Source organism: Rugamonas rivuli, assembly GCF_009380165.1.
GTDB lineage: Bacteria > Pseudomonadota > Gammaproteobacteria > Burkholderiales > Burkholderiaceae_D > Rugamonas > Rugamonas rivuli.
Map to the genome: position 1 here is coordinate 293,147 of NZ_WHUF01000008.1, position 26,557 is coordinate 319,703.

The window sequence follows — 26,557 nt, forward strand, 5'->3', positions numbered from 1 at the left end:
TATGAGCGAGCAGAACAAGCCATTGGTCGGCGTCATCATGGGTTCGTCGTCGGACTGGGACGTGATGCAGAACGCGGTCGCCATCCTCAAGCAGTTCGGCGTGCCGTATGAAGCGCAAGTCATTTCTGCGCACCGCATGCCGGACGAGATGTACGCCTACGCCAAGAGCGCCCGCGCTCGCGGCCTGCGCGCCATCATCGCCGGCGCCGGCGGCGCGGCCCACCTGCCTGGCATGGTGGCCGCGATGACCATCGTGCCGGTGCTGGGCGTGCCGGTGCCGTCCAAGTATCTGCGCGGCGAGGATTCGCTGCTGTCCATCGTGCAGATGCCCAAGGGCGTGCCGGTGTCGACCTTCGCCATCGGCGAAGCCGGCGCCGCCAATGCCGCGCTGACGGCGGTGGCGATGATCGCCGCCAACGACGACGCGCTGGCCGGCAAGCTGGAAGCATTCCGTGTCACGCAAACCGAAGCCGCCAAGGCCATGACTTTACCGCTGGAATAAATGAGTAAACAGTTTTCACCAATTCTGCCAGCCGCCAATCCACCAGCCTGGCTGGGTGTGATGGGCGGTGGTCAGCTCGGCCGCATGTTTGCCCAGGCCGCACAAAGCATGGGTTATCAAGTGGCCGTGCTGGAACCGGCGGCCGACTGTCCAGCAGGGCAGGTCGCGCAGCGCCTGGTCGAAGCCGGCTATGAAGATGCCGCCGGCCTCGACGCGCTGGCCGCGCAATGCCTGGCCGTCACCACCGAATTCGAGAACGTGCCGGCCGACAGCCTGTCGCGCCTGGCGCAGCAAGTGTTTGTCGCGCCGAACGCGCATGGCGTGTCGGTGGCGCAGGACCGCATCGCCGAGAAACGCTTCTTCGTCGATTGCGCGTCCAAGTCGGGCGTGATGCCGGCGCCGCACAAGGTGATCGCCACGCATGCGGACATCGACGCCATTGGCGACGACCTGCTGCCCGGCATCCTGAAGACGGTGCGCATGGGCTATGACGGCAAGGGCCAGGTCCGCGTGCGCAGCCGCGAGGATGTGCGCGCCGCCTTCGACAGCATGGACGGCGTCACCTGCCTGCTGGAGAAGATGCTGCCGCTGGCCTACGAGGTCTCGGTGCTGACCGCGCGCGGCGCCGACGGCGAATCGGTGGTCTACCCGATCGCCGAGAACGTCCACCGCGACGGCATCCTGTTCACTACCACCGTGCCCGGCCCGAACGTGTCGGAAGCCAGCGCCAGGATCGCACAGCAGGCGGCGCAAGCCATCGTTGCCGAGCTCGGTTATGTCGGCGTGCTGTGCATCGAATTCTTCGTGCTCACCGACGGCAGCCTGGTGGTCAACGAGATGGCGCCGCGTCCGCACAACAGCGGCCACTACACGATGGATGCCTGCGTCACCAGCCAGTTCGCGCAGCAGGTGCGCGCCATGGCCCGCCTGCCGCTGGGCGATGTGCGCCAGCATTCGCCGGCCGTGATGCTCAACATCCTCGGCGATGTCTGGTTCACCGACGACACCGACGCCACGCGTGAACCGGCCTGGGATCAGGTGCTGGCGCTGCCGGGCGCCTGCCTGCATCTGTACGGCAAGGACGATCCGCGCCGCGCCCGCAAGATGGGCCACCTGACCTTCATCGCGCCGACCCTGGCGCAAGCGCAGCAGCAGCTCGATGCCGCCTGCGCCATCCTGGCGATCGACAAGGCGGCACCGTGAAGCAGCAGGCCGCAACGGTAGCCGACCACACCGCCATCGCGGCGGCCGCGACGATCCTGGAGGAGGGCGGCCTGGTCGCCTTCCCCACCGAGACCGTCTACGGCCTGGGCGCCGACGCCGAGAACCCGGCGGCCGTGGCCCGCATCTACCAGGCCAAGGGCCGGCCGAACGACCACCCGGTGATCGTCCACGTCGCCCCCGGCGCCGCGCTCGACTACTGGGTCGCCGACATTCCGGACGAAGCCCGCCAACTGGTCGCGGCCTTCTGGCCTGGCCCGCTGACCATGATCTTGAAACGCGCCAGCCACATTCCCGACGCCGTCTCCGGCGGCCAGGATACGGTCGGCATCCGCTGCCCCTCGCACCCGGTCGCGATCGCCTTGCTGAGCGCCTTCAAGGGCGGCAAGGGCGGCGTGGCCGCGCCGTCGGCCAACAAGTTCGGCAACGTCAGCCCGACCACGGCCCAGCACGTGCGCGATGAGTTCGGCCTGGATGAACAGGACGACGGCGCCACCGACGGCGAAGCCTGCAGCGGCGCCTTGCTGAGCACCGTGCTCGAAGGCGGTCCCAGCCAGGTCGGCATCGAATCGACCATCGTCGACCTGTCGCGCCTGGCGACGCACGGCCCGGTGCTGCTGCGTCCCGGCCACATCAGCGCGCAGCAGATCGCCGACGTCATCGGCGCCATGCCGGCCGCGCCGGACCAGGCCGCGCCGCGCGCCTCCGGCACGCTGGAATCGCACTACGCGCCCCGCACGCCGGTGACGATGCTGCCGCAGGCCGAACTGGCGGCCGCGCTGGCGCAGTTGCAGGCGCGCGGCGTCAAGGTGGCGCTGATCGGCCATGCCTTGCCGGCGCAGTCACCATCGTCGCCGTCGCAACGCCTGCTGCCGGCCGAGCCGGCCGGCTACGCCTACGGCCTGTACGCCGCGCTGCGCGACATGGACCAGACCGGCTCCGACCTGATCCTGGTCGAGACCCCGCCGCAGGACGCGGCGTGGCTGGGCGTCAACGACCGCTTGCGCCGTTCGGTGTTCGGCTCGGCCGGCGTGATCGCATCCCTGCTGAAAACTGAGATGTAAGTGTTGCGATAGGTCATGCAATTGGCTTGCTTTTCTGCTAAGCTAAAGCGTTGCTCGACAAAAAAAAATTCCGGCAACCTTGACCTACCAGCAGGGGCCGCCTCATAGGGTCCCGCACCCAATTTGAGGATGCATCATGTTCAACGCCGCCCGTTTTTCCCTGATTTCCCTTGCCGTATTGCTGGCTTGTTGTGGCGGCGGCGGCGGTTCCGCCGGCAACCAGACCGGCGGCACCGTGGTGACGCAGCCGCCGGCCCAGCTGCGCGGCGTGCCCATCGGCGGCGCCACGCTGGTGCCGGCTGCCGTCGGCAACGGCGCCATGGCCAACACCGTCGAGCCTGGCGTCATGAAGAAGCTGATGGATGGCACCATCCCCCTCGGCAGCTCCATGACCGGCACGCCGACCTGCGCCGTGACCGCCTACACTCTCAAGTACCACACCGTCGACTCGGTGGCGGCCGACACCGACGCCAGCACCGCGATCATCGTGCCGTCCGGCACGGACGCGGCCTGCCAGGGCAGCCGTCCGGTGATGTTGTATGCGCACGGCACCTCGCCGCGCAAGACCACCGACATGGCCAACCTGTCCGCCACCGAGGCGCGGCTGGTGGCGGCGATGTTCGCGGCCCAGGGCTACATCGTGGTGGCGCCGAACTATGCCGGCTATGCGGGCTCGTCGCTGGCCTACCATCCCTACCTGGACGCCGACCAGCAATCCAACGACATGATCGACGCCTTACGCGCCGCCCGCAGCGTGCTCGGCAGCATCGGCGCCAGCGCTTCCAGCAAGCTGGTAGTGAGCGGTTACTCGCAGGGCGGCTTCGTGGCGCTGGCCACCCAGCGTGCGATGCAGACCAAGTACGCCGGCGAATTCTCGGTGGCGGCGGCGGCGCCGATGTCCGGCCCGTATGCGCTGCTGCAATTCGGCGACGCCATCTACGGCGGTGCGCCGACGGTGGGTTCCAGCGGCTTCCTGCCGATGCTGATCAACGCCGGCCAGCGCGCCGGCGCCGGCATCTACGCCAGCCTGGACGACATCTACGAAGCCAAGTACGCCACCGGCATCGATACGCTGCTGCCGGGCACGCAGGGCCTGGGCGACCTGGTGGCGGCCGGCAAGCTGCCGAACGACGTGCTGTTCGCCCAGGATTCCCTGCCGCAGGCGTCGGGCTACGCGTCCTACTTCGGTTTCGACCACTTGATGAAGACCAGCTACCGCAACGGCTACCTGGCCGACCTCAAGGCCAACCCCTGCAACACCAACAGCGTCTCGCCGCTGGGCTGCACGCCTGCCCAGCCGCTGCGCAAGTGGCTGCTGAGGAACGATCTGCGCACCTACACGCCGACCGTGCCGCTGCTGCTGTGCGGCGGCAACGAGGATCCGGTGGTGCCGTTCGCTAACACCGACGCCGCCAACGATTACTTCCGCGCCCACGCCATGGCCTCCGGCCTGCTGACGGTGCTGGATGTGGACGATTCGGCGCTGCTGGGCCCGTACCGCACCACGCGCGCCGAATTCGCCGCCGCCAAGCAGGTGCTGCGCTTGTCCACGCTGACCAGCACGGGTTCGACGGCGGCCGCCAACAAGGCCGTCAGCGACGCCTACCACGCCGGCCTGGTCGCCCCATTCTGCATGCGCGAGGTAAGAAACTTCTTCGATTCTGCACCTGCACGCTGAAATCGATTTTGCGTAAAGTTGTCTCATTGAAAATAAAGCCGAGCAATCGTTCTTTTTAGCCACAGACGACAGGGGATTTGATGTGCTCCCCTATACATCGATAGCTAACGCTGGCATATTAGTTGGGTTGCGAATAGCACGGACGTTCGTATCACACTATAAAAATATTTTTCTAGGAGACAACATGCGTCATACCAAATTTGCACTTGCTGCAATGACCCTGGCCGTCCTTGCAGGTTGCGGCGGCACCGATCCCCAACCCGGCGATCAATCCATCAAGATCAAATACAGTGCCCAGGTGTCGTTTGGCGACAGCCTGTCCGACGTCGGCTCCTACGCGGTCGGCACGGTCGCCGCGCTCAAGGGCGGCAAATTCACGATCAATGGCGACAGCTCGGCCACCGTTCCCACGCTGACCGGCAAGAACTGGACCGAACTGGTCGCCGCTCAATTCGGCCTGGCTGCGCCGTGCGCGGCCTTGACCGGCCTCGACGGTGATGCCAGCAAAGGTTTCTCGGTACCGCAAGCGCCCCACGCCGGCTGCTACGGCTATGCCCAGGGCGGCGCGCGCGTCACCAACCCTGTCGGCCCGGGCAACAAGCTGACCGGCAGCGCGCTGGGCGCGCTGACCATCCCGGTCGTCACCCAGGTGGCCAACCACTTGAAAGCCGTCGGCGGCAAATTCAAGGGCGATGAAATGGTGTTCGTCATGGCGGGCGCCAACGATGCGCTGCTGGGCTTGTCCGTGTTGGGCGACAATTCGACCAAGGCCGGCAGCCAGGCCTATGTCACCAGCCTGGTCGGCCAGCTGGCTGCCGGCGCCACCACGCCGCAAGCCGCCGCCGCCGCCATCGGCCTGGCCGCGCAGACGGAAGCTGCCAACCCGGGCAGCACGGCGGACTCGATCACCATCGCAGCAGTCGGCGCAGCCGCTGTCCAGCCAGGCAATTCCGCAGTGGCCTCGCAGGCCGTCTGGGGCCCGATGGCCTTGAAAGCCAAGGCTGACGGCGCCGCCGCCGGCGCCGCCTACGCCGCCGCCCATGGTCCGGAACTGGTGACCGCGATGACCACCGCCGCCACCGAACTGGTCGCCCTGGTCAAGACGCAGATCCTCGCCAACGGCGCCAACTACGTCACCGTCAACAACATCCCGGACCTCGGCACCACGCCGTTCGCCCTGGCCCAGACGGACTCGACCAAGGCCCTGATCAACGCCATGATCGGCGCCTTCAACTCGACGCTGAGCGCCGGCCTGGCATCGGAATCGAAGGTGTTGCTGGTAGACGTGTTCGCGGGCAGCCACGACCAGGCCATCAATCCCGGCCCGTATGGCCTGACCAACGTGACCGAGAACGCTTGCGACCTGACCGCGCCGAAGAACCCGCTGGGCAGCTCGGTGGTGTGCAACGCCAGCAACGTCAAATCGGGCGATATCAGCCATTGGGGCTTTGCCGACACGCTGCACCCTACGCCGTACAACAACCTGCTGCTGGCCCGCTACGTGGCCGAGAAGCTGGTCGTCAAGGGCTGGCTGTAATTCAGTCGTCGCGCGCAGCCGCCGCCTGCGGGAGGGCGGCTGCCGGACTCATCACACAATAAATCAGGAGACGATATGAAGAACACGGTAAAACTGCTGGCGCTGGCCGCCGCACTGACGGTGGCCTCGGCCGCATCGGCGCAACAAACCGCCGGCACCTGGCTGGGCACGCTGGGCATCAACAAGATCACACCGAAAGTCGATTCGGGCGACGTCTCGGCGCCGGCGCTGCCGGGCACCAAGACCGACGTCGGTTCGGACACCAAGCCGCGCTTCGCGATCGCTTACATGGTGACCGACAATATTGCGGCTGAGATCGATCTGGGTCTGCCCTACAAACATGAGCTGCGCGGCGCCGGTGCGATCGAAGGCACGGGCAAGCTGGCCACGGCGGAAGTGCTGCCGCCGACGGCCTTCATCCAATACCGCTTCCTGCCGGCGAACTCGATGGTCCGTCCTTATGTGGGCCTGGGCATCACCTACGCCATGTTCCAGAAGGAACGCGGTTCGGGCCAGCTGACTGCCGTGCTGAACACCGGCGGCCCTGGCGCTACCTTCAAGCTTGATGACAAGTGGGCGGTGAGCTACCAGCTCGGCGGCACGGTGAAGATCAATGAGAAGTGGTTCCTGGACGCCTCGGTCATCAAGACCAAGCTGAAAACCACGGCCCATTACTCGACCGGCCAGACCCAGAACGTGCGGCTGGATCCGCTGGCGGTCAACGTCAGCATCGGCTACAACTTCAAGGGCTTCTAAGGTTTAAGCCGAAAACAAAAAAACCGCTGGGGCCTTGCAGCCGCAGCGGTTTTTTTACGTCCATCGGTTTATTGGAACGCCTGGATGCCGGTCTGGGCGCGGCCCAGGATCAGCGCGTGGATGTCGTGCGTACCTTCGTAGGTATTGACCACTTCCAGGTTGACCATGTGGCGGATGATGCCGAACTCGTCCGAGATGCCGTTACCACCCAGCATGTCGCGCGCGACGCGGGCGATGTCCAGCGACTTGCCGCAGGAATTGCGCTTCATCATCGAGGTGATTTCCACCGCCGCGGTGCCGGCGTCCTTCATGCGGCCCAGCTGCAAACAGCCTTGCAGGCCCAGCGTGATTTCGGTCTGCATGTCGGCCAGCTTCTTCTGCACCAGCTGGTTGGCGGCCAGCGGACGGCCGAACTGGTGGCGGTCCAGCACGTACTGGCGCGCGGTGTGCCAGCAGGCTTCGGCCGCGCCCAGCGCGCCCCAGGCGATGCCGTAGCGTGCCGAGTTCAGGCAGGTGAACGGACCCTTCAGGCCGCGCACGTCCGGGAAGGCGTTCTCTTCCGGGCAGAACACATTGTCCATCACGATCTCGCCCGTCACCGAAGCGCGCAGGCCGAACTTGCCGTGGATGGCGGGGGCGCTCAGGCCGGCCATGCCTTTTTCCAGCACGAAGCCGCGGATCGCGCCTTCATCGTCCTTGGCCCAGACCACGAACACGTCGGCCACCGGCGAGTTGGTGATCCACATCTTGGAACCGCTCAGCGCGTAGCCGCCCGGCACCTTCTTGGCGCGGGTGATCATCGAGCCCGGGTCGGAACCGTGGTTAGGCTCGGTCAGGCCGAAGCAGCCGATCCATTCGCCGGTCGCCAGTTTCGGCAGGTATTTCTGTTTCTGCGCTTCGGTGCCGAACTCGTAGATCGGCACCATCACCAGCGACGACTGCACGCTCATCATCGAACGGTAGCCGGAATCGATGCGCTCGACTTCGCGGGCGATCAGGCCGTAGGCCACGTAGTTCAGGCCGGGACCGCCGTACTGTTCCGGAATGGTCGGGCCCAGCAGGCCCAGTTCGCCCATCTCGCGGAAGATCGAAGTGTCCATCTTTTCGTGGCGGAAGGCGTCCAGAATGCGCGGCGCCAGTTTGTCCTGGCAATACGCGGCGGCGGCGTCGCGCACCATGCGCTCGTCGTCGGTCAGTTGCTGGTCCAGCAGCAGGGGATCATCCCAGTGGAATTGGGCGCGGGCTTGGCTCATAGTGGTCTCTCATTATGAAAATTTGTGAAGGCTGCCCGCATTCTATGCCGGGGCCACCGTCACGGCTTTTCAAATGGCGACACCAATTTCCGTTTTTAGCCCAGGCTGCCGAACTGGCCGCCGTGGAAAATCAGCGGCGGCGACGGCGAGAACTCGCACAGCTCGACCTCGCCGACGAAAATCACGTGGTCGCCTTCCGGATAGCGGCTGCGGTTGTGGCATTCGAACCAGGCCGAGGCGCCCTTGAGGATGGGCTGGCCGGTGCGCGACAGCTCGTATTCGGTGTTTTCCCACGGGTCGATGCCGCGCGTGGCGAACTGCTTGGCCAGGTGCGCCTGGCTGGCCGACAGCACATTGATGACGTAGTGCGAATTGCCGGTGAAGATGGGCATGCTGTTGGCCGTGGTCGCCAGGCTCCACAGCACCAGCGGCGGGTCCAGCGACACCGAATTGAAGGAACTGGCCGTCAGGCCGCGAAAGGTGCCGTCCGCCAGCCGGGTGGTGATGACGGTGACGCCGGTGGCGAACTGGCCCAGCGCCTGGCGAAAATGGCTGGTATCGAAGGGGCGCTGGTCGGCGCGGGGAGAACGAGTGTGCATGGTGGACCTGTGACTTTTCAGCCATTATGCCAAAGTTTACCGTGCGATAGCGTATTGCCCTGGTTTGCGTTACAGTGAACCCATGGGCATTCTTCTACGCGGGGGGAGTCATGACGAGTCAGACTGCGCCGGCCACGGCGCTGGAAACGGCGTATCTGGGCGGCGGCTGCTTCTGGTGTACCGAGGCCGTGTATGCCCAGGTCAAGGGCGTCGTCCAGGTCGAATCGGGCTACACCGGCGGCCACCAGCCCGACCCCACGTACGAGCAAGTCTGCGCCGGCGGCACCGGCCATGCCGAAGTAGTGAAATTGCAATTTGATCCCGCCGTCATCGGTTTCCGCGACCTGCTGGAAATCTTCTTCACCATCCACGACCCGACCACCTTGAACCGCCAGGGCAACGACGTCGGCACCCAGTACCGCTCGGTGATTTTTTACCAGTCGCCGCAGCAGGAAGCCACGGCGCGCCAGGTGATCGCGCAGATGGCCGGGGTGTGGGACGCGCCCATCGTCACCGAACTGGCGCCGGCCTCGACCTACTATCCGGCCGAACCCTACCATCAGGATTACTTCACACAACATCCCTTGCAAAGCTATTGCGCTTTCGTGGTGGCGCCCAAGGTGGCCAAGTTCAGGAGTACCTACGCGTATCGCCTGAAATCATAAAAACGAGGGGACGTGCATGAAGGTGGTGCTGGTCGACGATACCCATATCAACCTGGTGCTGATGTCGCGCCTGGTGGACAAGCTGAAGGACGTGAGCACCATCAGCTTCCAGTCGGCGCACGAGGCGCTGGCCTGGTGCAACGCCCATCCCTACGATCTGCTGATCGTCGACTACATGATGCCGGACATGAACGGCCTGGAGCTGATCGCCCGCCTGCAAGCGCCGCCCGACCAGCGCCCGCCGGTGCTGATGGTGACGGCCAGCGTCGATGTCGACGTGCGCCACCGCGCGCTGGAAAACGGCGCCAGCGATTTCCTCATCAAGCCGATCGACAAGGTCGAGTTCCTGGCGCGCACCCGCAACATGCTGGCGCTGCGCAGCGCCACGCTGGGCCTGCAGCACCGCGCCAGCTGGCTGGCCGAGGAAGTGGCCAAGGCCACCGCCGAGCTGCGCGCGCGCGAGCAGGAAACCATCATGCTGCTGTGCCGCGCCTCCGAATACCGCGACCCCGAAACCGGCGCCCACATCCAGCGCATGGCGCACTACTCGCGGCTGATCGCCGAGCAGCTGGGCCTGCCCGAGGAACAGCAGCAGGACGTGCTCAACGCCGCGCCCATGCACGACATCGGCAAGGTCGGCACGCCCGACCACATCCTGCTCAAGCCCGGCCGCCTGAACCCGGAGGAAATGGTGGTCATGCGCCAGCACGCCGACATCGGCTACAACATCCTCAAGGATTGCCAGGCGCGCATGCTGCAGCTGGCGGCCGAGATCGCGCTGACCCACCACGAGCGCTACGACGGCGCCGGCTATCCGCGCGGGCTGGCGGGCGAGGATATCCCGCTGGTGGGCCGCATCGTCGCCGTGGCCGACGTGTTCGATGCGCTGACCAGCGTGCGTCCGTACAAGAGCGCCTGGAGCATGGAGGATGCGCGCCAGCACCTGCTGGACAACTGCGGCGGCCACTTCGATCCGGTCTGCGTGGACGCGCTGCTGCAACGCTGGGACGACGTGCAGGCTATCCGCGCCCGCTTCCGCGATGAGCCGGGCGCCGCCACGGATCATGGATAGCCACGTCGCCCGGATACGGCAAGCGCTGGCAACGCTGGACGCGCAGGACCTGGCGCGGCTGCTGGAACCGCACCTGGCCGCGCTGGCCGAACTGGAAGCGGAGGCCAGCCAGCTGCGCTCGGCCAACGCGCTGCTGCGCAAGGAGAACCGCCAGCAGCGCGGCAACGCCGGCACCTGGCGCGACCAGCACACCGCGCGCCTGGCCGGCCTGCAACGCGAGCTGCACGCCGACCTGCAAGTGCAGCTGCGGGCGTCGTCCGGCGACCAGGCCGCTCGCGACCAGCAGGAGTTGACCGAGCAGATTCTCGACCAGCTGCCCATTCCAATTTTCCTCAAGGACCGCGACGGCCGCTTCCTGCGCTTCAACAGCCGCTTCGAGGAATTCACCCAGCGCTCGCGGGCCGAAATCCTCGGCCGCACCATCGACGACTTCGCCTCGCCGCGCTGGGCCGCCGCCACCCACGTCGAAGACGAGCAAGCCTGGTCCACCGGCCGCATGGTCACGACCGAGCGCCGCATGGCCACCTTCGATCCGCCGCTCGACGTGCTGGTCAGCCGCAAGGTCATCAACAGCGGCGGGCTGTCCTACATGCTGGGCTACTTCATCGACATCAGCGAACAGCGCGCCGCCCGCGCCGCCATGCAGCACGCGGTGGAATCGGCCGAGGCTGCCAGCCGCGCCAAGAGCGAATTCCTGGCCAATATGAGCCATGAAATCCGCACGCCGATGAACGGCATCCTCGGCATGACCGAGCTGGTGCTGGAGTCCGACATCGACGCCCACCAGCGTGCCGACCTGACGCTGGTGAAAGCCTCGGCCGATGCGCTGTTGCAGATCGTCGACGACATCCTGGACTTTTCCAAGATCGAGGCCGGCAAGCTGGACATCGAGGAAGTGCCGTTCGACCTGCGCCAGCTGGTCGGCGACACGCTGCGCGCCATGAGCTTGCGGGCGCGGCAGAAGGGGCTGGCGCTGGCGTCCGAGATTCCGCCGGACGTGCCGCGCATCATGAAGGGCGATCCGGGGCGCTTGCGGCAGGTGCTGCTCAACCTGGTCGGCAACGCCATCAAGTTCACCGGCGCGGGCAGCGTGACGGTGCAGCTGTCCATCGGCGCCGAGCACGACGGCCGCAGCGAGATCGTGTTTGCCGTGCGCGACACCGGCATCGGCGTGCCGGAGGAAAAACAGCACCTGATCTTCGAAGCCTTTGCCCAGGTCGACGGCTCGACCACGCGCCAGTACGGCGGCACCGGCCTCGGGCTGGCGATCTGCCGCCGGCTGGTGATACTGATGCAGGGCCGCATCGAGGTGCACAGCACGCCGGGGCAGGGCAGCGTGTTCAGCTTCGCCGTGCCCTTGCAGCACACCGGCGTGGCGCAGGCCGCGCCGCTGCCGCCGCTGGCCGTGCTGGCGCCGGGCCAGGGCATGAACCTGAGCGCCAATGACGGCGGGCTGATCGTCGGCGAGGGCGATTTACCGCCGCCGTCGGCAGGCGCGCAGCATGCTCAGGGCGCATCGGCGCGCGGCGGCCTGCGCGTGTTGCTGGCCGAGGACAACCCGGTCAACCAGCGGCTGGCGGTGCGCCTGCTGGAAAAGCTGGGCCACCGCGTCACCCTGGTCGACAGCGGCCTGGCGGTGCTGGAGCGCGCCGCGCGCGGCGAGCACGATGTGATCCTGATGGACGTGCAGATGCCGGGCCTGGACGGCCTGGCCGCCACGCGCCAGATCCGCCAGCGCGAATCGATGCAGGGCGGCCACGTACCCATCATCGCGATGACCGCGCGCGCCATGGCGGGCGACCGCGAGCGCTGCCTGGAAGCCGGCATGGACGACTATCTGGCCAAGCCGGTGGACAGCCAGCAACTGCGCGACATGCTGCTGCGTTACCAGCCCGACAGCGGCCATCAACTGCTGGACTGGCGCGGCGCCTTGCAGCGCCTGGACGGCGACGCCGAACTGCTGCTGGAACTGGCCGCGCTGTTCCTGCACGACGGCCCGCAGCTGTGGCAGGAACTGGGGGAGGCGCTGGCGGCGGGCGACCAGCCGCGCAGCACGCGCGCGGTGCACAGTTTGAAGGGCGTGCTGGTCAACTTCGGCGCGGCGCGCGCGGTGGCGCTGGCCGAGCAATTGTCGGCCGCGCTGCACGCCGGCCAGCCGTGGCAGCTGGCGGCCGGCCGCCTGGAGCCGGCCTTGCAGCAGGTCTACGAGGCATTGAATGAATTGATCGCCGGCGGCATCGACGCCATGGCCGCGCCGCCGTCCTGATACATGTGCCGGCGCGACCACGGCAGCGCCGCGCTGCGCTGGCCCGCCTTGCGGCCGACGATCTGGTACAGGCTGATCCAATCCTGTTCGAAGGCATAGCTGCAACCGGCCAGGTAGACATGCCAGATGCGGTAGCGCTTGTCGCCCGCCAGCGCCCGCACGCGCTCGGCGTGGGCCTCGAAATTGTCGGTCCAGATGGCGCAGGTGCGGGCGTAGTGGCGGCGCAGGTTTTCAACGTCGCCGACTTCCAGCTTGGCCTGCTGCATGGCCTTGAGCACGTGGCCGATGTGCGCCAGCTCGCCCTGCGGGAACACGTATTTTCCGATGAACTCGCCGCCGCCGTAGGGCGTCTCGCCGTTGTCGGGATCGGTGGTGGTGATGCCGTGGTTCATCACCACGCCATCGTCCGCCAGCAGCTTGTGGATGGCGGTGAAATACTCGGGCAGGTGCTTGATGCCCACATGCTCGAACATGCCGACGCTGGTGATGCGGTCGAAGCGGCCGCGCACGTCGCGGTAATCCTGCAGGCGGACTTCGACCAGGTGCTCCAGCCCCGCGCGCCGCACGCGCTCCTTGGCCAGCGCGAACTGGTTTTCCGACAGCGTGATGCCGACGCAGCGCGCCCGGTACTGCTGCGCCGCCCGTATCACCAGCGCGCCCCAGCCGCAGCCGATGTCGAGCAGCGTCTGGTTCGGTTGCAGCTCGATCTTGCGCAGGATGTGGTCGATCTTCTTGGTCTGGGCGGTGGCCAGGTCTTCGTCGCCGTCCTCGAAGTAGGCGCAGGAATACACCATGGCCGGATCGAGGAACTGCTGGTAGAACTCGTTGGAAACGTCGTAGTGGTAGCGGATCGCCTCGGCGTCCTTTTGCTTGCTGTGCACCATGCCGCGCACGACGCGGGCGAACTTGCCCTCGGCCTTGAGCGTGGTGCGCGCCAGCGCGTTGACGACGGCGATCATGTCGTGCGCCCGGCCCTTGACCTCGATCGCGCCCTCGACATAGGCCGCGCCCAGGTTGGACAGCGAAGGCGTCAGCAGGTAGCGCGCGGCCGACACGTTCGGCAGCCGTATCGTCACGCGCGGTGTTTCGGTGGAGAAGTCGACATGCTGGCCGTTCCACAGTTCGATACGCAGAGGCAGGGCGATTTGCTGGCGGATGCCGGCGATCCAGCTAGTGAGTCGGTTCTGTACAAACACAATCACCTCCGCGTCGAGAAATTTACGGTTGCAGGCGCTCCTTCATCCAGCTGCCATCGGCCTGTTTCACATACACGATCCGGTCATGGAAGCGCGAACGGCGTCCCTGCCAGAACTCGATGCGCACCGGTTCGAGGCGGTAGCCGCCCCAGTATTCCGGCCGCACCGGATGCTCGCCGCCGACAGCGGCCGCCGCATCGTAATTGGCTTCCATCTGCTCCCGGCTGGCGATGCGCGCGCTTTGCTGCGAGGCGATCGCGGCGATCTGGCTCTTCACCGGCCGGCTGTAAAAATACTTGTCGCTTTCCTCGGCGGACGTCTTGACCACCTTGCCTTCGATGCGCACCTGGCGTTCCAACTCGCTCCAAAAGAATAGCAGCGCGGCGTGCGGATTGTCGCCCAGTTGCCGGCCTTTCTGGCTCTCGTAGTTGGTGTACCAGGTGAAGCCGCGCGCGTCGTACTGCTTGATCAGCACGATGCGCGAACTGGGCTTGCCTTCCGCATCCACCGTGGCCACGCTCATCGCGTTCGGTTCATTGACCTTGGCGCGCATGGCCTCTTCAAACCACTTGCCGAACTGGGCGATCGGATCGTCCAGCACATCGTGTTCCGTCAAACTGGCGCGGCCGTAATCGAGGCGCAGGTCCGCCAGCACCACGCCGTCGGCCACCGTGTTGGCGACCGCCACTTGCTGCTGCTCCGGCACCTGGCTCTGTGGCAGGGCGGGCGTGATGCCGCGCCGTACCTGCATCGCGCTGCCCAGCTGCGCCATCTGCTCGGGGCTGAACAGGCGCTTGGCCATGGGTGCGATATTGCTTTCTTCGATGACCATGTGGGCGGCGTAGGCGTCGCAGAAACGCTGCACCATCTCGGCCGACAGGGCGGTCCCCTGTCCATTGGCTATTTGATCAAGTTGCGAATTAATTATATGCCAGTCCTGATCCATCTGCTGGTGGTCGGCCAGAATGCCCGGCACCAGTTCGGCCAGCAGCGCGGCGTCGGCGTCGCGCGCCGTGGCCTGGAGCATCGGCACCAGGTTTTGCTCCTCGTCTTCGTGGTGCATATGGGCCGCGTTGTTGAAATATTTTTGCACCGCTTGCGCGGCCTTTTGCGCCTCGGCGTCGGCGCCGTGCTTGGGCAGGTGTGCCAGCAGCTTGTGCAGCGTGTCCAGCTGCTTGCGTATCTTGTCGTGGCAATGTTTCAAGACTGCTATCGGCTGGCTGAAGTCGGGGGCGGTGTCGTGCAGGATATTGCTCATGGGAGGGCGCTCGGGCTGGAAGGGAAAGTCATTCTAAAATAATTTTTGCGGCGGCGTCCGTTAAAATGTCGGCATGAACTCCATAGCACCTACCCAATTCGACGATATCGACTTCGAGCGCCGCTTCGGCGGCATCGCCCGCCTCTATGGCGACGCCGCACTGGCGCGCTTCCGCACCGCCCACGTCTGCGTGGTCGGCACCGGCGGCGTCGGCTCGTGGATCGTCGAGGCGCTGGCCCGCAGCGCCATCGGCCAGTTGACCCTGATTGATCTGGACAACGTTGCCGAGTCCAATATCAACCGCCAGATCCAGGCCCTGGGCAGCACCGTCGGCCAGGCCAAGGTCAGCGCGCTGGCCGCGCGCATCGCCGACATCAATCCCTTCTGCGTGGTCAACCAGATCGAGGACTTCGTCACCCCGGACAACCTGGAGCAGATGCTGGGCGCCGGCCAGTACGACTTCGTGGTCGACGCCATCGACAGCGTCAAGGACAAGGCCGCGATGATCGCCTGGTGCCGCCAGCACAGCATGCCGATGATCATCATCGGCAGCGCCGGCGGCCAGACCGACCCGACCCAGATCGCCGTGCGCGACCTGGCCCGCACCGAGCAGGAACCGTTGCTGAAGAAAGTGCGCAAGGTGTTGCGCAGCCAGTACGGCTATCCGCGCGGCGAAAAGACCAAGTTCTACGTCGACGCCGTGTTCTCGATGGAGCGCCTGAAGTTCCCGGAACCGCAGGAAGTGTGCGCGCTGGAAGGCGGCCAGCCCGCCGCCGGCGTGACAGGTTTGAACTGCGCCGGCTTCGGTTCGGCCATGGTGGTCACGGCCACCTTCGGCATGGTGGCCGCCGGCCAGGTGCTGCGCCAGTTGGCCGACAGCGTGCAACCGCCGGTGGCGCCGGCCGGCACACCGTAGATTTTATCCAGTTGCGGATGCGGTTTTGTTATCATGGTGCGCGCTGGCACGGGGACCGTGCTATCCACAGACTTCATCGAAAGAATAAAACCATGATGCGTAGTTCCGTACTCGTAGCAATGCTGTGCGCGCTGGCGGCCTCCGTGGCCCAGGCCCAGACTCCGACTGCACCCGTAGCGCCGGCCGATGTGCCGCCGCCACCGCCGATGGTGGTCGGCTCCGCCACGCCCGGCCCGGCCGCCGAACAGCTGATCGTCACCGACACCAAGGTCGGCACCGGCAAGGAAGCGACCACCGGCTCCACCGTCTACATGCACTACTCGGGCTGGCTGTACCGTCCGCTGGCCAAGGCCATGCACGGCAAGCTGTTCGACTCGTCGATTCCGCGCGGCGAGCCGCTGGACTTCGTGCTGGGCGCCGGCCGCGTCATCAAAGGCTGGGACCAGGGCATCCAGGGCATGAAGGTGGGCGGCAAGCGCACGCTGATCATCCCGTCGGAACTGGCCTACGGCTCGCGTCCGACGCCGGGCAGCGGCATCCCGCCGAATTCCGCGTTGATCTTCGATGTCGAACTGATGGATGTGAAATAAGCACCTGAATTTGGCGTAGACTGGAACCTCCGTCCCACTTCGGAGGTTTTCCATGAAGATTGCCAACGACGTCACCGAACTGATAGGCCGCACCCCGCTGGTGCGCCTGAACCGGCTGGCCAAGGGCAGCACCGCGCAGGTGCTGGTCAAGCTGGAGTACTGCAACCCCGCCCACAGCGTCAAAGACCGCATCGGCCTGTCGATGATCGAAGCGGCCGAAGCGGCCGGCCAGATCCGTCCCGACACCATCATCCTCGAACCGACCAGCGGCAACACCGGCATCGCGCTGGCGATGGTGTGCGCCGCGCGCGGCTACCGCTGCATGCTGGTCATGCCGGACACCATGAGCCGCGAGCGCCGCATGCTGCTGCGCGCCTATGGCGCCGAGCTGGTGCTCACACCCGGCAGCGAGGGCATGCTGGGCGCGATCCGCAAAGCCGAGGAACTGGCCGACAGCGATCCGCGCTACCTGATGCCGCAGCAATTCAACAACCCCGCCAATCCCGATGTGCACCGCCGCACCACGGCCGAGGAAATCTGGGCCGACACCGACGGCCGCGCCGACATCCTGGTGGCCGGCGTGGGCACGGGTGGCACCATCACCGGTGTCGGCGAAGTGATCAAGGCGCGCAAGCCGGAGTTCCGCTGCATCGCGGTGGAGCCGGAGGCTTCGCCCGTGCTGGCCAAGGGCACCAAGGGGCCGCACCCGATCCAGGGCATAGGCGCGGGCTTCGTGCCGGCCGTGCTCAATACCAAGGTGTATGACGAGATCATCGGCGTCAAGAACGACGATGCTTTTGCGACCGCGCGGCTGGCGGCCAGCCAGGAGGGATTGCTGGTGGGGATATCCTCCGGCGCCGCTTTGTGGGCGGCGCTGCAGGTGGCGCGGCGGCCGGAGAATGCGGACAAGATCATCGTGACGATCATCCCGTCCTTTGGCGAACGCTACCTGAGTACGGCGCTGTACGCCAACCTGGTGGACTGACTTGGCTTAGTGCGGCTGCTCCTGCAGGCTGCACTCGTGCGCCGTGGTGCCGAGGCGCACCTGCAGCGTGGCGTGGTCGATGGAATAGTCTTCCTTCAGCTGGGCGCTGATCGCGTCCAGCGCCGCATCGCCCGGATGGCCGGCCGGCGTCACCAGGTGCGCCGTCAGCGCGTTCTCGGTGGTGCTCATGGCCCAGATGTGCAGGTCGTGCACTTCGGTCACGCCTGGCTGGGTGCGCAGGAATTGCTCGACTTCGGCGTGGTCCAGATTGTCCGGCACGGCCGCCAGCATCATGCGCATCGATTGCTTCAGCAGCGACCAGGTGCTGTAGACGATGAAGGCGACGATCACCATACTGACCAGCGGATCCAGCCAGTTCCAGCCCGAGTACTTGACGATCACGCCGGCCACAAGCACGCCCAGCGAGATCGCGGCATCGGCCGCCATGTGCAGGTAGGCGCCACGGATGTTGATGTCGTCCTTGCTGCCGGACATGAACAGCCAGGCCGAGAAACCGTTGATCAGGATGCCGACGCCGGCCACCACCGACACGGTCAGGCCGGCCACCGGATCCGGGTGCGCCAGTTGCTGCACGGCTTCCCAGGCGATGCCGCCGCAGGCCGCCATCAGCAGCATGGAATTGAACAGGGCCGCCAGCATCGACGTGCTGCGCAGGCCGTAGGTATAGCGGCCGTTCGGCACGCGCTTGGCCAGGATCGCCGCGCCCCAGGCCAGCATCAGGCCCAGCACGTCGGACAGGTTGTGGCCGGCGTCGGCCATCAGCGCGGTGGAGTTGGCCAGGAAACCGTAGAAGAATTCCACCGCGACGAACACGGTGTTGAGCACGATGGCGATGGCGAAGGCGCGGCCCATGGTGTTGGGATCGCCGTGGTGGTGATGGTGGCCGTGACCGTGGCTGTGGTCGTGCCCGTGATGGTCGTGGCTGTGCGCCTTGGCCTTGGCCGGGGCGTGGGAGTGGCCGCAATCATGGCCATGGTCATGGCTATGGTCGTGATCGTGGTGGTCGTGGTGCTTGCTCATGCTTCGTTCCCGTTGGAAGGTTCGGCGATATGTTCGAGCATATCGTTGAGTACGCCGCTGATGTGGGCGTCGGCGGCGGAATAGAACACTTGTTTGCCCTGGCGCTCAGACTTGACAATGCGCGCCGCGCGCAGCAAACGCAAGTGGTGGCTGACCAGCGAACTGCTCAGCTCCAGCGAGGAAGCGATGTCGCTGACGGCGATCGGCGCCGCCACGCAGGCCAGCACGATGCGCAGGCGCGTGGGATCGCCCAGCAGATGGAACAGGTCGGCCAGCTGGGCAATCGCGGGATCGCAGTCGGAATAGTCGTGGTGGCAGCTCATGGTGCTAACAAATGAATAGGTGTTCACATGTTAGCAGAAAACTGCCGCAACCGCCTAGTGGCCGATTTGCACCACCGCCTTGCCCATGCCGGACCCGGCGTCGAGATAGGCGTGGGCTTCGGCGATGTCGTCGAAGGCGAACACCCGGGCCGGCCGCGCGCGGTAGTGGCCTTGCTCGACCCGCTCGACGATGGCTTGCAGCGGCACCCGGTCCAGCTCGAAGCCGGGCGTGCCGAAGGCGAAGCTGCCGAAAAAGCTCAGCTGCACGCGCGGCGGCAGCTGTTGCAGCGGCAGGAAATGCTCCAGCGGCCCCAGCCCGCCGAGGAAGCCGGCCTGGCACACCCGGCTCGGGCGGGCCGCCAGCGTCAGCGAGTCGAGCAGGGTGGTGTTGCCGACCAGGTCCAGCACCGCGTCCACGCCGCCGGGCGCGATCTCCCACACCGCGCCGCTCAGGCTGGGCTGCTCGGCGACGATGTGGCGCGCACCGTTTTGCTTCAGCACGTCCGCCAGCTCGGCCGGCCGGCGGCTGGCGGCGATCACCTGCGCGCCCAGGCGGGCGGCGATATTGCTGGCGGCCTGGCCCAGCGCCGAGCTGGCGCCGCGTATCAGCAAGGTCTGCCCGGCTTGCAGCGCCAGGCAGTCGTGCAGGCAGGCCCAGGCGGTTGCATACGATTCCGGAATGGCGGCCAGCTCGGCCCAGGGCAGGGCGCTGCGCAGCGGCACCACGTTGGCTGCCGGCACGCACACATACTCGGCGTAGCTGCCGTTGATGCTGCGGCCCATGCCGCCCATGATGGCGGCGACGCGCTCGCCTTCACGCAACGTCGAGCCCGGCGCGCTGGCGACTTCGCCGACGCATTCGATGCCCGGCACCTTGACGGCATCGCCCCACAGCCCTTGCCGCATATAGCTTTCCGCGCGGTTGAGGCCGAACGCCTTGACGCGGATGAGCACCTGTCCGGCCGCCGCGACCGGTGTGGGCAGTTCTATCGCTTGCAGCTGTTCCGGGCCGCCGAAGCTGGCGATGTGTATGGCACGCATGATGTTCTCCTGAAAATGATCGAGCCTTCACTGTAGGGAAGAACATAGTCGGATAAAATTCAATAATTCGGTCTATCTCTGTAGGATTTATGAACTCTATCGGTTTTACCCTGCATGAGCTGGCCTGCTTCCTGGCGGTGGCCGAATTGGGCAGCTTTCAAAAGGCTGCGGCGCAGCTGCACCGCTCGCATCCCAGCGTGTTTGCCGCCGTGGCCAGCCTGGAGCGCCAACTAGGGCTGGCGCTGCTGGACCGCAGCGGCTATCGCGTGACCGTGTCCGCCGCCGGCCAGGCCTTCGTCGGGCAGGCGCGGCAGCTGCTCGACGGCGCCAGGCAGCTGGCAACCCAGGCCAGTCAGGCGGCGATGGGCGAGGAGCTACAACTGTCCGTGGTGATCGGCGACCTGTGCCCGCTGCCGGCCACGCTGCGCCTGCTGCGGCAATTCTTCGCGCAATGCCCGGCCACCCGCCTCGACCTGCATTTCGAAGCGCTGTCCGGGCCGTGGGAGCGTCTGCACAGCGGCGAGGCCGACCTGATCTTCCACCACCTCGACCATGCCGACCTGCGCTTCGATGCGCGGCAGTGGCAGCGCGTGCGGCTGGTGCCGGTGGTGGCGCCGGGCTTCCTGGATTTTCCGCTGCATGCGGGCATCACGCCGGAGATGATGCGGCCCTACGTGCAATGCGTGATCCGCGACAGCGCGCGCAATAGCCCGCCGCGCGACTACTTCGTGGTGGACGGCGCGCGGCGCTGCACCGTGGCCGACCAGTTCATGAAGCGCGAAGTGATTTTGCAAGGCATGGGCTGGGGCCACATGCCCGGCTATCTGGTGGACGAGGATCTGGCGCAGGGAAGGCTGCTGTCGCTGGCCGGCGATCATTTCCGCGAAAGCGAACTGGAGCTGGTCATCGCGCGCCGCCGCGATGCCGCCCATGGCCCGGTCGCCCAGCGGCTATGGCAGCATCTGCTGGCCGGGCTGGACTAGCGCAGGTGCATGCCCGCGTTGTCGATCTGTACGGTGGCGGGATCGGTGCGCAGCACCAGCTTGAGGTTTTCACGCGCGGCGTTGCGCAGGTTTTGCTGCACGGCCGGCGGCTGCGGCGTCTGCTGCCCGGACTTGTAGGCCAGCGCCATGAAGGTGCCGACCATGGCGCTTTGTTCGAAGGTGTCGCGCAGGGTGATGGCATCCTGCTTGCTGACCAGCGCCTGCATGCCCGGCTCGCGGCGCAACTGCTTCGCCACCGCCTGGAAGGCTTCGTCGGAGACGTCGGCATCGTTCAGCACCATATAGTTGCCGACCAAGAAGGCCGCCAGTCCGCCCGCCATGTCGCGCGAGGTCCAGCCCATCTTTTTCTCGATTTGCAGGTACGCGTCCATGCTTTGCAGATAGGCCTGCTGCATTTCAAACTGCTTCTTGGGCGGGAAGGACTGCGCCAGGATGCGCGCGTTGGCCTTGGGTGCGGGCTGGGCGCTGGCGCGCACCGGCGCTGCGGCAGCGCCGCCGGACGAGTGCACCGGCACCCGCAAGTCCGGCACCGGCCAGACGGTGACGTTATCGTACTGCATGCCATAACCCGCCATCTGCGCATGGGTGGCCTGGACTGCTGCCAGTGCCAGCGCGGCCAGCAGGAACTTGCGAATGAGCGTATTCATGGGGATGGCAGCCTTGATGGAAAGTTGACGTATTTGTAAGCACCCAGCATGGCATAGAATCGCTTGCCAATCAATGGCCGCACGTTATGGAAGAGGGCTCGCCGCCCTGGCGGATGCTGGAAACGATCAGCTGTTCATAGCATTCGTACTGGCCGGCCGGCAGCACCGGCCGCAGCGTTTCCAGGCTTTTCCCGATGCCGAACAGCCGCTCGACCGCCCAGCCGATCAGGTAGAGCGCGGCCAGGCAACCGCCCGCCGTCGCTACATTGCCGACGCTCATGAACGGTCTGTCGTCCGGTTCCACGCCGCTTGCGCGCAAGGCCTCGCGGGCGTCGGGATGGGTGGCTGCCCGACGTCCGGGCAACAAGCCCAATTGCCCGAGGATGAAGGAGCCGCCGCAGATGGAACCGATCAATTGCCGTTCGGGGTCCAGCTGGAACGCCGCCATGAAGTCGCGGTCAGCCAGGGCCGCAGGCACGCCTTCCTTGCCGCTTGAGAACAGCACCACGTCCGCCTGGTTCGCTTCGTCCAGCGCGCCGTGCACGCCGACCTGCAATCCGTGGGCGGAACGCAGCACGGCCTGCTTGCCGAGGATGCGGACCTGCCAATCATGTTGGTTGCGTCCGAGAATATCCCACATCAAAAACAGGTCGATATCGGTGAAGTTGTCAAAGGCGATCAGGGCTATCTTTTTCATGCCGGCTCCATGCGTAGGGGAAGGCTGCAGTCTAGCGAGGCCGGTGCTACCATACACAGTCTGTATGTTTTCGAGGTGGACCTGGTGTTGACGCGTGACCATTGGATTGCAGCCGGCTTCGACGCCCTGGACCACCAGGGCTATCAAGGCATCTCCGCCGAACAATTGGCGCGGCGCCTGAACGTGACGCGCGGATCGTTCTACCACCACTTCCGCAGCCGAGATGAATTTGTGCATGCGCTGCTGGCGGCCTGGGAGGCCGACTATGCCGACCGTATGCTGGCCCACGCGGCCGCAGGCAGCAGCCTGGAGGATGTGCTGCAACGCTATCTCACCATTGCTGCGGAAAAGCGGCCGCAGCGGGAAACCGCGATCCGCGCCTGGTCGCGCATCGATCCCCTCGTGGCCGAGTACCAGCAGCGCGTCGATCAAACCCGGCTGTCGTTCGCGATCTCGGCGTGCCGCGCGCGCACCGATGGTTCGGTCGATGCGGAACTGGTGGGCCGCATGGCGCACCTGTGCCTGATCGGCGGCCAGGAGTCCGGCGAGCGCAGCATGCCCGCCGTCTTCGGCCAGCGCGTGCAGCAGGCGCTGGCGTTGCTGCGCGCCTCGTCGTTCCGTCCATCATAAACATGCATCTGAATCTGGATTTACTTGAACGTTGGCTGTCCGGCTGGAGCCTGGCGCGCGGCTTGCCGTTGCCGCAGCGCGAGGGTGGCGGTCTGGTCGTCGAGGTCGGCTGGCCGGAGCAATTGCGCCGCCATGTGTTTGTCGATGCTGGCGCTGCACTGCAAGCGTGCGCGGCGCAGATCCTGCAACACCGCGTCTTCCTGAAGGCTGCCGTCGACGTCGAGACCCTGCGCCACGCGCTGCCGACGCGTTGGGCCATCGAACGCCCGCGCTACCTGATGTCCCGCGCCACACCGATGGCGCAGGCCGCGCCGCTGCCTGCCGGCTATGCGCTGCAATCGGCGATTGAACATGGCGCGCACATCATCCGCATCGTCGACGCCGACGGCCAGACGGCCGCAACGGGCGGCGTGGTGCTGCATCAGGGAACCGCGATCTTCGACCGCATCGAAACGGCGCCGGCGCATCGCCGCAAAGGCTTGGCCAGCGCATTGATGCATGCGCTGGACGCCGTGGCCGGCGATGCCGATCGCCTGCTGGTGGCGACGGCCGAAGGCCGCGCGCTGTATCTCAGCCTGGGCTGGCAGGAACTGGCGCCGTACTCGACGGCCGTGCTAGCCGAAGGCCAGCCTGGCGATGATTGAGAACACGACGGTGGTGCCGACATCCTGCCGGCTGTCGATAACCAACTGCCCGCCGACCTGCTGCGCGCGTTCGCTCATGCCGCTCAAGCCCCAATGCCCCGGCCGTTTTCCTGACGACTGCACGCTCGCATCCAGCCCCTTGCCGTAGTCCTGCACCGTCATCGAGAACTGCGCGGATGCATACACCAGCTCGATCTTCACTTCGGCGCTGCCCGAGTGCCGCACCGCGTTGAACAAGGCTTCCTTGCCGATGGCCAGCACTTCGGTCTTGACCGCCGCCGCCAGCTCGCGTGCCTCGCCCTGCGTGCTCAGCGAAAAACAAATGCCGTGCTGCTGCGCCATCGCTTGCCCGAACTCGTACAGGTAGTCGCCGAGCGCGCCCGGATGTGCATCGCGCCTGCGCAATTCCAGCACCCGCTCGCGTCCCTCGTCGACCACCTCTTGCGCGGCATCGAGCGCGGCGTCGATCTGGCACAGCGCCGGGTCGGCGGCGGGCAGGGCGCGCTTGATGCGGTCGAAGCGCAGGATCAGCGCCTGCGCGCTTTGCAGGATCGTGTCGTGCAGCGTGCGGGCGATGCGCTCGCGCTCCGCGTGCCGCACTTCCATCTGCGCCTTGATCCGCAGTTCCATGCGCTTCAAACGCAGCCGGTGCAGCAGCCACACCAGCGCCATCCCGCTCAAGACCAGCAGGCACTTGAACCACCAGGTCTGGTAAAAACTCGCGGCAACGCTGAAGCGCAGGCCCGGGCCTTCCTGCCCCCAGTTGCCGGCGCCGTTTTCCGCGACCGCGCGGAAGCGGTATTCGCCCGGCGGCAAGCCCGTGTAGAAAGCCTGGCGGCGCTCGCCCGCGTCCTGCCATTCCTGGTCGTAGCCCTCCAGCAGATACTTGAAGCGCATGCGCTGCGGCGTGCCGAGCAGCGCGCTGCTGTAGTCGATCTGCACATTGCCTGCGCCGGCGGGCAGGTTCAGCTGCGCGGGCCGCCGGTACGTCTGGCCCTGCGCGCTCAGCGCTTGCATGACGACCGGCGGCGGCGCCGGCGCCTTGAGCAGATGCAGCGGATCGATCCAGGCGACGCCGTCGTGCGTGGTCAGCCATATCTTGCCGTCGCCGGCTTGCGCCAGCGATTGTGCGCCCAGCAGGTCGGTGATGCCCAGCCTGCCGTCCGTGGCGTCGAACAGACGACCTTGCACCGGTTGCTCCGGGTGGGCGATGGCGTCGGCCAGCGAGCGGCCGTCCAGCCGCACCGTGCCCGCCGATGAATTCAGCCACATATTGCCGCTGCTGTCGGTCAGGATGGAGGAGATGCTGCGGATGTTGGGCAGCGCCAGGCTCACCTTGACGAAGCGTCCGTCGTGATAGCGCGCCAGCCCGGCCTCGCCGCCGGCCCAGATCTGCCCGAGGGACTCGTACAATACCGACGTGCCTTTCAGCTGCCCGTCCTGCTCGATGGGCACAGTCACCGCCTTGCCCTTGTCCAGCATGACCACCGTGTTCCTGCTGTAGCCGAACCACATCCGGCCGGAGGTATCGGCCAGTATCGACATGGCCGAGCGCGTGCCTTCACCCGGCAGCAGCGTTTCGCGGTCCCAGCGTCCGCCGCGCAGCCGGTGCACGCCGGCATTCACCACCGACATCCACAGCGTATCGTCCTCGCCATGCGCCAGCGCGTGGACCAGATGGACCGGGCCCATGTCCTCGGGATATTCGATGGCGTGCACCGCGCCGTCCGGCGTCACCCGGCGCAGGCGGGCGCGCTCCGCCAGCCACAGCGATTGATCGCGCCCGCGCTGGATCACCTGCACCCGGCCTATCCCATGCTGCTTCAGCCAGGCGCTGTTGTGCACTTCGCCGTCCGGCGTGACTTCCAGCCAGCTGCCGACCTGCGCCACGGTGGTCAGCATCATCGCGTTGGCCGGGCCGGGCAGCAGCCTGCCTTCGCTCACTTCCGCGCCCGGCAAGGCCGGCGTCACCAGGTTCACATCGACCTGGCGGAAACGCTCCAGCCCCTTGGCGGTGGCGACCCAGACATTGCCCTCGCGGTCCTCGAAAAAAGTGGCGACCAGATTCGAGCTCAGGCCGTTTTTGACGCTGAAGCTTTCGATCTTGTCCGGCCGGCGCGGATCGAAGCGGCAGACGCCGCAGGTCGCGGTTTCCACCCACAGGCTGCCCGACCGGTCGACCAGCATGCGGTGGGATGATTCCGGCGTGGATTTGAACAGCCATGGTCCGTCGGCCTTGTCATAGGTTTCCAGGCTGTCGATGATGCGCAGGCCGCGCGCCTCCATGAAGTAGATGCGGCCGTCGGGGCCAAACTGCGGGGGCTCGATGCTGCCCAGATGCCCGAGCGGCGGCTTGAAGGTGGCGGCGCCCGGCGGCAGGCGGAACAAGCCGTGGTCGGTGAAGACGGCCAGCGTGCCGTCCTTGTCGACAAACATGACGGACGCCTTGTCCGCCGTGAAGCCCTGGGCCGGGCCCAGCTTGTGCCAGCGCTGGCCGTCGAAGCGCATCACGCCGTCCAGGCCGGCGGCGAACACCTGGCCTTGGCGGTCGAAGGCGAAGGCCCACCAGCTGGCCAGGCTCAGCCCTTCGTCGGCGCCGTAGTTGACCACCGCGCCATCCTTGACGAAGCTGATGCCGCCCTGGCGCCAGCCTATCCACAGGCCGCCGCCCGGCTGCGCCTTGATGAAGTAGACGGCGCTGGTCGAGATCTTTCCCGTGCTTGGCTGGAAGGGCTGGAAGCGCACGCCGTCGAACTGGAACAGGCCGGCGCCGGTGCCCAGCCACAGATAGCCGTCATCGGTCTGGTCCATCGTGATGATCGATGGCGGCACGCCGTCCTTGGCGGTCCAGGAGCGGTGCTCCAGTTGTGACAATGTGCGGTCGGGGGGGATGGCGGCCGCGGGAAGGCCAACCATCAGCATGCCGATCAATAGCAGGCGGCGGACGATGGGGAATGCCATGCCGCCGGCGC

At 66.3% G+C, this 26,557-nt stretch carries 25 protein-coding genes; 15 read left to right on the forward strand and 10 right to left on the reverse strand.

Features of this window, described 5'->3' with window-relative positions; genetic code table 11:
* The first annotated feature begins 1 nt into the window (after position 1).
* The 6 genes from purE to GEV01_RS26765 all read left to right on the forward strand — a co-directional run bounded on the left by purE (position 2) and on the right by GEV01_RS26765 (position 6,758).
* Entirely contained in the window at positions 2-502 is a 501-nt protein-coding gene (purE, locus tag GEV01_RS26740; protein WP_152808807.1) for a 5-(carboxyamino)imidazole ribonucleotide mutase, read from the forward strand.
* Positions 503-1,705, forward strand: a complete 1,203-nt coding sequence (locus GEV01_RS26745; RefSeq protein WP_152808809.1) for a 5-(carboxyamino)imidazole ribonucleotide synthase — start codon at positions 503-505, stop codon at positions 1,703-1,705.
* Positions 1,702-2,787, forward strand: coding sequence for an L-threonylcarbamoyladenylate synthase (locus GEV01_RS26750; RefSeq protein WP_328595633.1), 1,086 nt, complete (start codon positions 1,702-1,704; stop codon positions 2,785-2,787). The genes GEV01_RS26745 and GEV01_RS26750 overlap by 4 nt, the downstream gene beginning before the upstream one ends.
* Before the next feature lie 136 nt (positions 2,788-2,923).
* A complete protein-coding gene (locus GEV01_RS26755; RefSeq protein WP_152808813.1) occupies positions 2,924-4,465 on the forward strand; it encodes an alpha/beta hydrolase family protein in 1,542 nt (513 codons plus the stop codon).
* Between the two features lie 184 nt (positions 4,466-4,649).
* A complete protein-coding gene (locus GEV01_RS26760) occupies positions 4,650-6,002 on the forward strand; it encodes an SGNH/GDSL hydrolase family protein (RefSeq protein WP_152808815.1) in 1,353 nt (450 codons plus the stop codon).
* A 75-nt stretch (positions 6,003-6,077) separates the two neighbouring features.
* A complete protein-coding gene (locus GEV01_RS26765) occupies positions 6,078-6,758 on the forward strand; it encodes an OmpW/AlkL family protein (protein ID WP_152808817.1) in 681 nt (226 codons plus the stop codon).
* A 68-nt stretch (positions 6,759-6,826) separates the two neighbouring features.
* Here the strand turns inward: GEV01_RS26765 and GEV01_RS26770 are convergent, their stop codons facing one another.
* Positions 6,827-8,011 (reverse strand): acyl-CoA dehydrogenase, encoded by a 1,185-nt coding sequence (locus tag GEV01_RS26770; RefSeq protein WP_152808819.1) that lies wholly within the window; start codon positions 8,009-8,011, stop codon positions 6,827-6,829.
* Positions 8,012-8,106: 95 nt separating this feature from the next.
* Entirely contained in the window at positions 8,107-8,610 is a 504-nt protein-coding gene (locus GEV01_RS26775) for a flavin reductase family protein (protein WP_152808821.1), read from the reverse strand.
* 110 nt (positions 8,611-8,720) lie between these two features.
* Here GEV01_RS26775 and msrA point away from each other — a divergent pair, with 110 nt between their 5' ends.
* The 3 genes from msrA to GEV01_RS26790 are packed head-to-tail and all read left to right on the forward strand — an operon-like array spanning position 8,721 to position 12,613.
* Entirely contained in the window at positions 8,721-9,275 is a 555-nt protein-coding gene (msrA, locus tag GEV01_RS26780; RefSeq protein ID WP_152808823.1) for a peptide-methionine (S)-S-oxide reductase MsrA, read from the forward strand.
* Between the two features lie 16 nt (positions 9,276-9,291).
* A complete protein-coding gene (locus GEV01_RS26785; RefSeq protein ID WP_152808825.1) occupies positions 9,292-10,347 on the forward strand; it encodes an HD domain-containing phosphohydrolase in 1,056 nt (351 codons plus the stop codon).
* A complete protein-coding gene (locus GEV01_RS26790) occupies positions 10,340-12,613 on the forward strand; it encodes an ATP-binding protein (protein WP_152808827.1) in 2,274 nt (757 codons plus the stop codon). The genes GEV01_RS26785 and GEV01_RS26790 overlap by 8 nt, the downstream gene beginning before the upstream one ends.
* On the opposite strand, the gene GEV01_RS26795 is transcribed toward GEV01_RS26790, so the two are convergent.
* On the reverse strand, positions 12,550-13,809 hold the full coding sequence (locus GEV01_RS26795; protein WP_328595634.1) for a cyclopropane-fatty-acyl-phospholipid synthase family protein: 1,260 nt from the start codon (positions 13,807-13,809) through the stop codon (positions 12,550-12,552). The two genes, GEV01_RS26790 and GEV01_RS26795, sit on opposite strands and share 64 nt — an antisense overlap.
* Positions 13,810-13,831: 22 nt before the next feature.
* On the reverse strand, positions 13,832-15,067 hold the full coding sequence (gene pdxH, locus GEV01_RS26800) for a pyridoxamine 5'-phosphate oxidase (protein WP_152808828.1): 1,236 nt from the start codon (positions 15,065-15,067) through the stop codon (positions 13,832-13,834).
* Between the two features lie 73 nt (positions 15,068-15,140).
* On the opposite strand from pdxH, the gene tcdA reads away from it, so the two are divergent.
* The 3 genes from tcdA (at position 15,141) to cysK (ending at position 17,558) form a co-directional block, all read left to right on the forward strand.
* Positions 15,141-15,983 carry a tRNA cyclic N6-threonylcarbamoyladenosine(37) synthase TcdA gene (gene tcdA, locus GEV01_RS26805; protein WP_152808830.1) on the forward strand — a complete coding sequence of 281 codons (843 nt, stop codon included), beginning with the start codon at positions 15,141-15,143 and terminating at the stop codon, positions 15,981-15,983.
* 119 nt (positions 15,984-16,102) lie between these two features.
* The gene (locus GEV01_RS26810; RefSeq protein WP_152808918.1) at positions 16,103-16,573 is read left to right on the forward strand and encodes an FKBP-type peptidyl-prolyl cis-trans isomerase; all 471 of its coding nucleotides are present in this window, start codon (positions 16,103-16,105) and stop codon (positions 16,571-16,573) included.
* A gap of 52 nt (positions 16,574-16,625) precedes the next feature.
* Positions 16,626-17,558 carry a cysteine synthase A gene (cysK, locus tag GEV01_RS26815; RefSeq protein ID WP_152808832.1) on the forward strand — a complete coding sequence of 311 codons (933 nt, stop codon included), beginning with the start codon at positions 16,626-16,628 and terminating at the stop codon, positions 17,556-17,558.
* A gap of 6 nt (positions 17,559-17,564) precedes the next feature.
* Here the strand turns inward: cysK and GEV01_RS26820 are convergent, their stop codons facing one another.
* Genes GEV01_RS26820 through GEV01_RS26830 form a run of 3 tightly spaced genes read right to left on the reverse strand, consistent with a single transcriptional unit; the run spans position 17,565 to position 19,963 of the window.
* Entirely contained in the window at positions 17,565-18,599 is a 1,035-nt protein-coding gene (locus GEV01_RS26820; RefSeq protein WP_152808834.1) for a cation diffusion facilitator family transporter, read from the reverse strand.
* Complete coding sequence (locus GEV01_RS26825) at positions 18,596-18,922, reverse strand: ArsR/SmtB family transcription factor (protein ID WP_008452460.1); 327 nt, start codon at positions 18,920-18,922, stop codon at positions 18,596-18,598. Before GEV01_RS26825 ends, GEV01_RS26820 begins: the two co-directional genes overlap by 4 nt.
* Positions 18,923-18,976: 54 nt before the next feature.
* Positions 18,977-19,963 carry a zinc-binding dehydrogenase gene (locus tag GEV01_RS26830; protein WP_152808836.1) on the reverse strand — a complete coding sequence of 329 codons (987 nt, stop codon included), beginning with the start codon at positions 19,961-19,963 and terminating at the stop codon, positions 18,977-18,979.
* An 89-nt stretch (positions 19,964-20,052) separates the two neighbouring features.
* Between GEV01_RS26830 and GEV01_RS26835 the strand changes: the two genes are divergently transcribed.
* A complete protein-coding gene (locus GEV01_RS26835) occupies positions 20,053-20,946 on the forward strand; it encodes a LysR family transcriptional regulator (protein ID WP_152808838.1) in 894 nt (297 codons plus the stop codon).
* On the opposite strand, the gene GEV01_RS26840 is transcribed toward GEV01_RS26835, so the two are convergent.
* Positions 20,943-21,614, reverse strand: a complete 672-nt coding sequence (locus GEV01_RS26840; RefSeq protein ID WP_152808840.1) for a DUF6683 family protein — start codon at positions 21,612-21,614, stop codon at positions 20,943-20,945. The genes GEV01_RS26835 and GEV01_RS26840 overlap by 4 nt on opposite strands.
* A gap of 70 nt (positions 21,615-21,684) precedes the next feature.
* Complete coding sequence (locus tag GEV01_RS26845; RefSeq protein WP_152808842.1) at positions 21,685-22,311, reverse strand: DJ-1/PfpI family protein; 627 nt, start codon at positions 22,309-22,311, stop codon at positions 21,685-21,687.
* An 84-nt stretch (positions 22,312-22,395) separates the two neighbouring features.
* Here GEV01_RS26845 and GEV01_RS26850 point away from each other — a divergent pair, with 84 nt between their 5' ends.
* Both GEV01_RS26850 and GEV01_RS26855 read left to right on the forward strand, forming a co-directional pair.
* Complete coding sequence (locus tag GEV01_RS26850; protein ID WP_328595635.1) at positions 22,396-22,941, forward strand: TetR/AcrR family transcriptional regulator; 546 nt, start codon at positions 22,396-22,398, stop codon at positions 22,939-22,941.
* A 2-nt stretch (positions 22,942-22,943) separates the two neighbouring features.
* A complete protein-coding gene (locus GEV01_RS26855) occupies positions 22,944-23,585 on the forward strand; it encodes a GNAT family N-acetyltransferase (RefSeq protein ID WP_152808847.1) in 642 nt (213 codons plus the stop codon).
* On the opposite strand, the gene GEV01_RS26860 is transcribed toward GEV01_RS26855, so the two are convergent.
* Complete coding sequence (locus GEV01_RS26860) at positions 23,556-26,546, reverse strand: sensor histidine kinase (RefSeq protein WP_152808848.1); 2,991 nt, start codon at positions 26,544-26,546, stop codon at positions 23,556-23,558. The genes GEV01_RS26855 and GEV01_RS26860 overlap by 30 nt on opposite strands.
* Positions 26,547-26,557 lie beyond the last annotated feature (11 nt).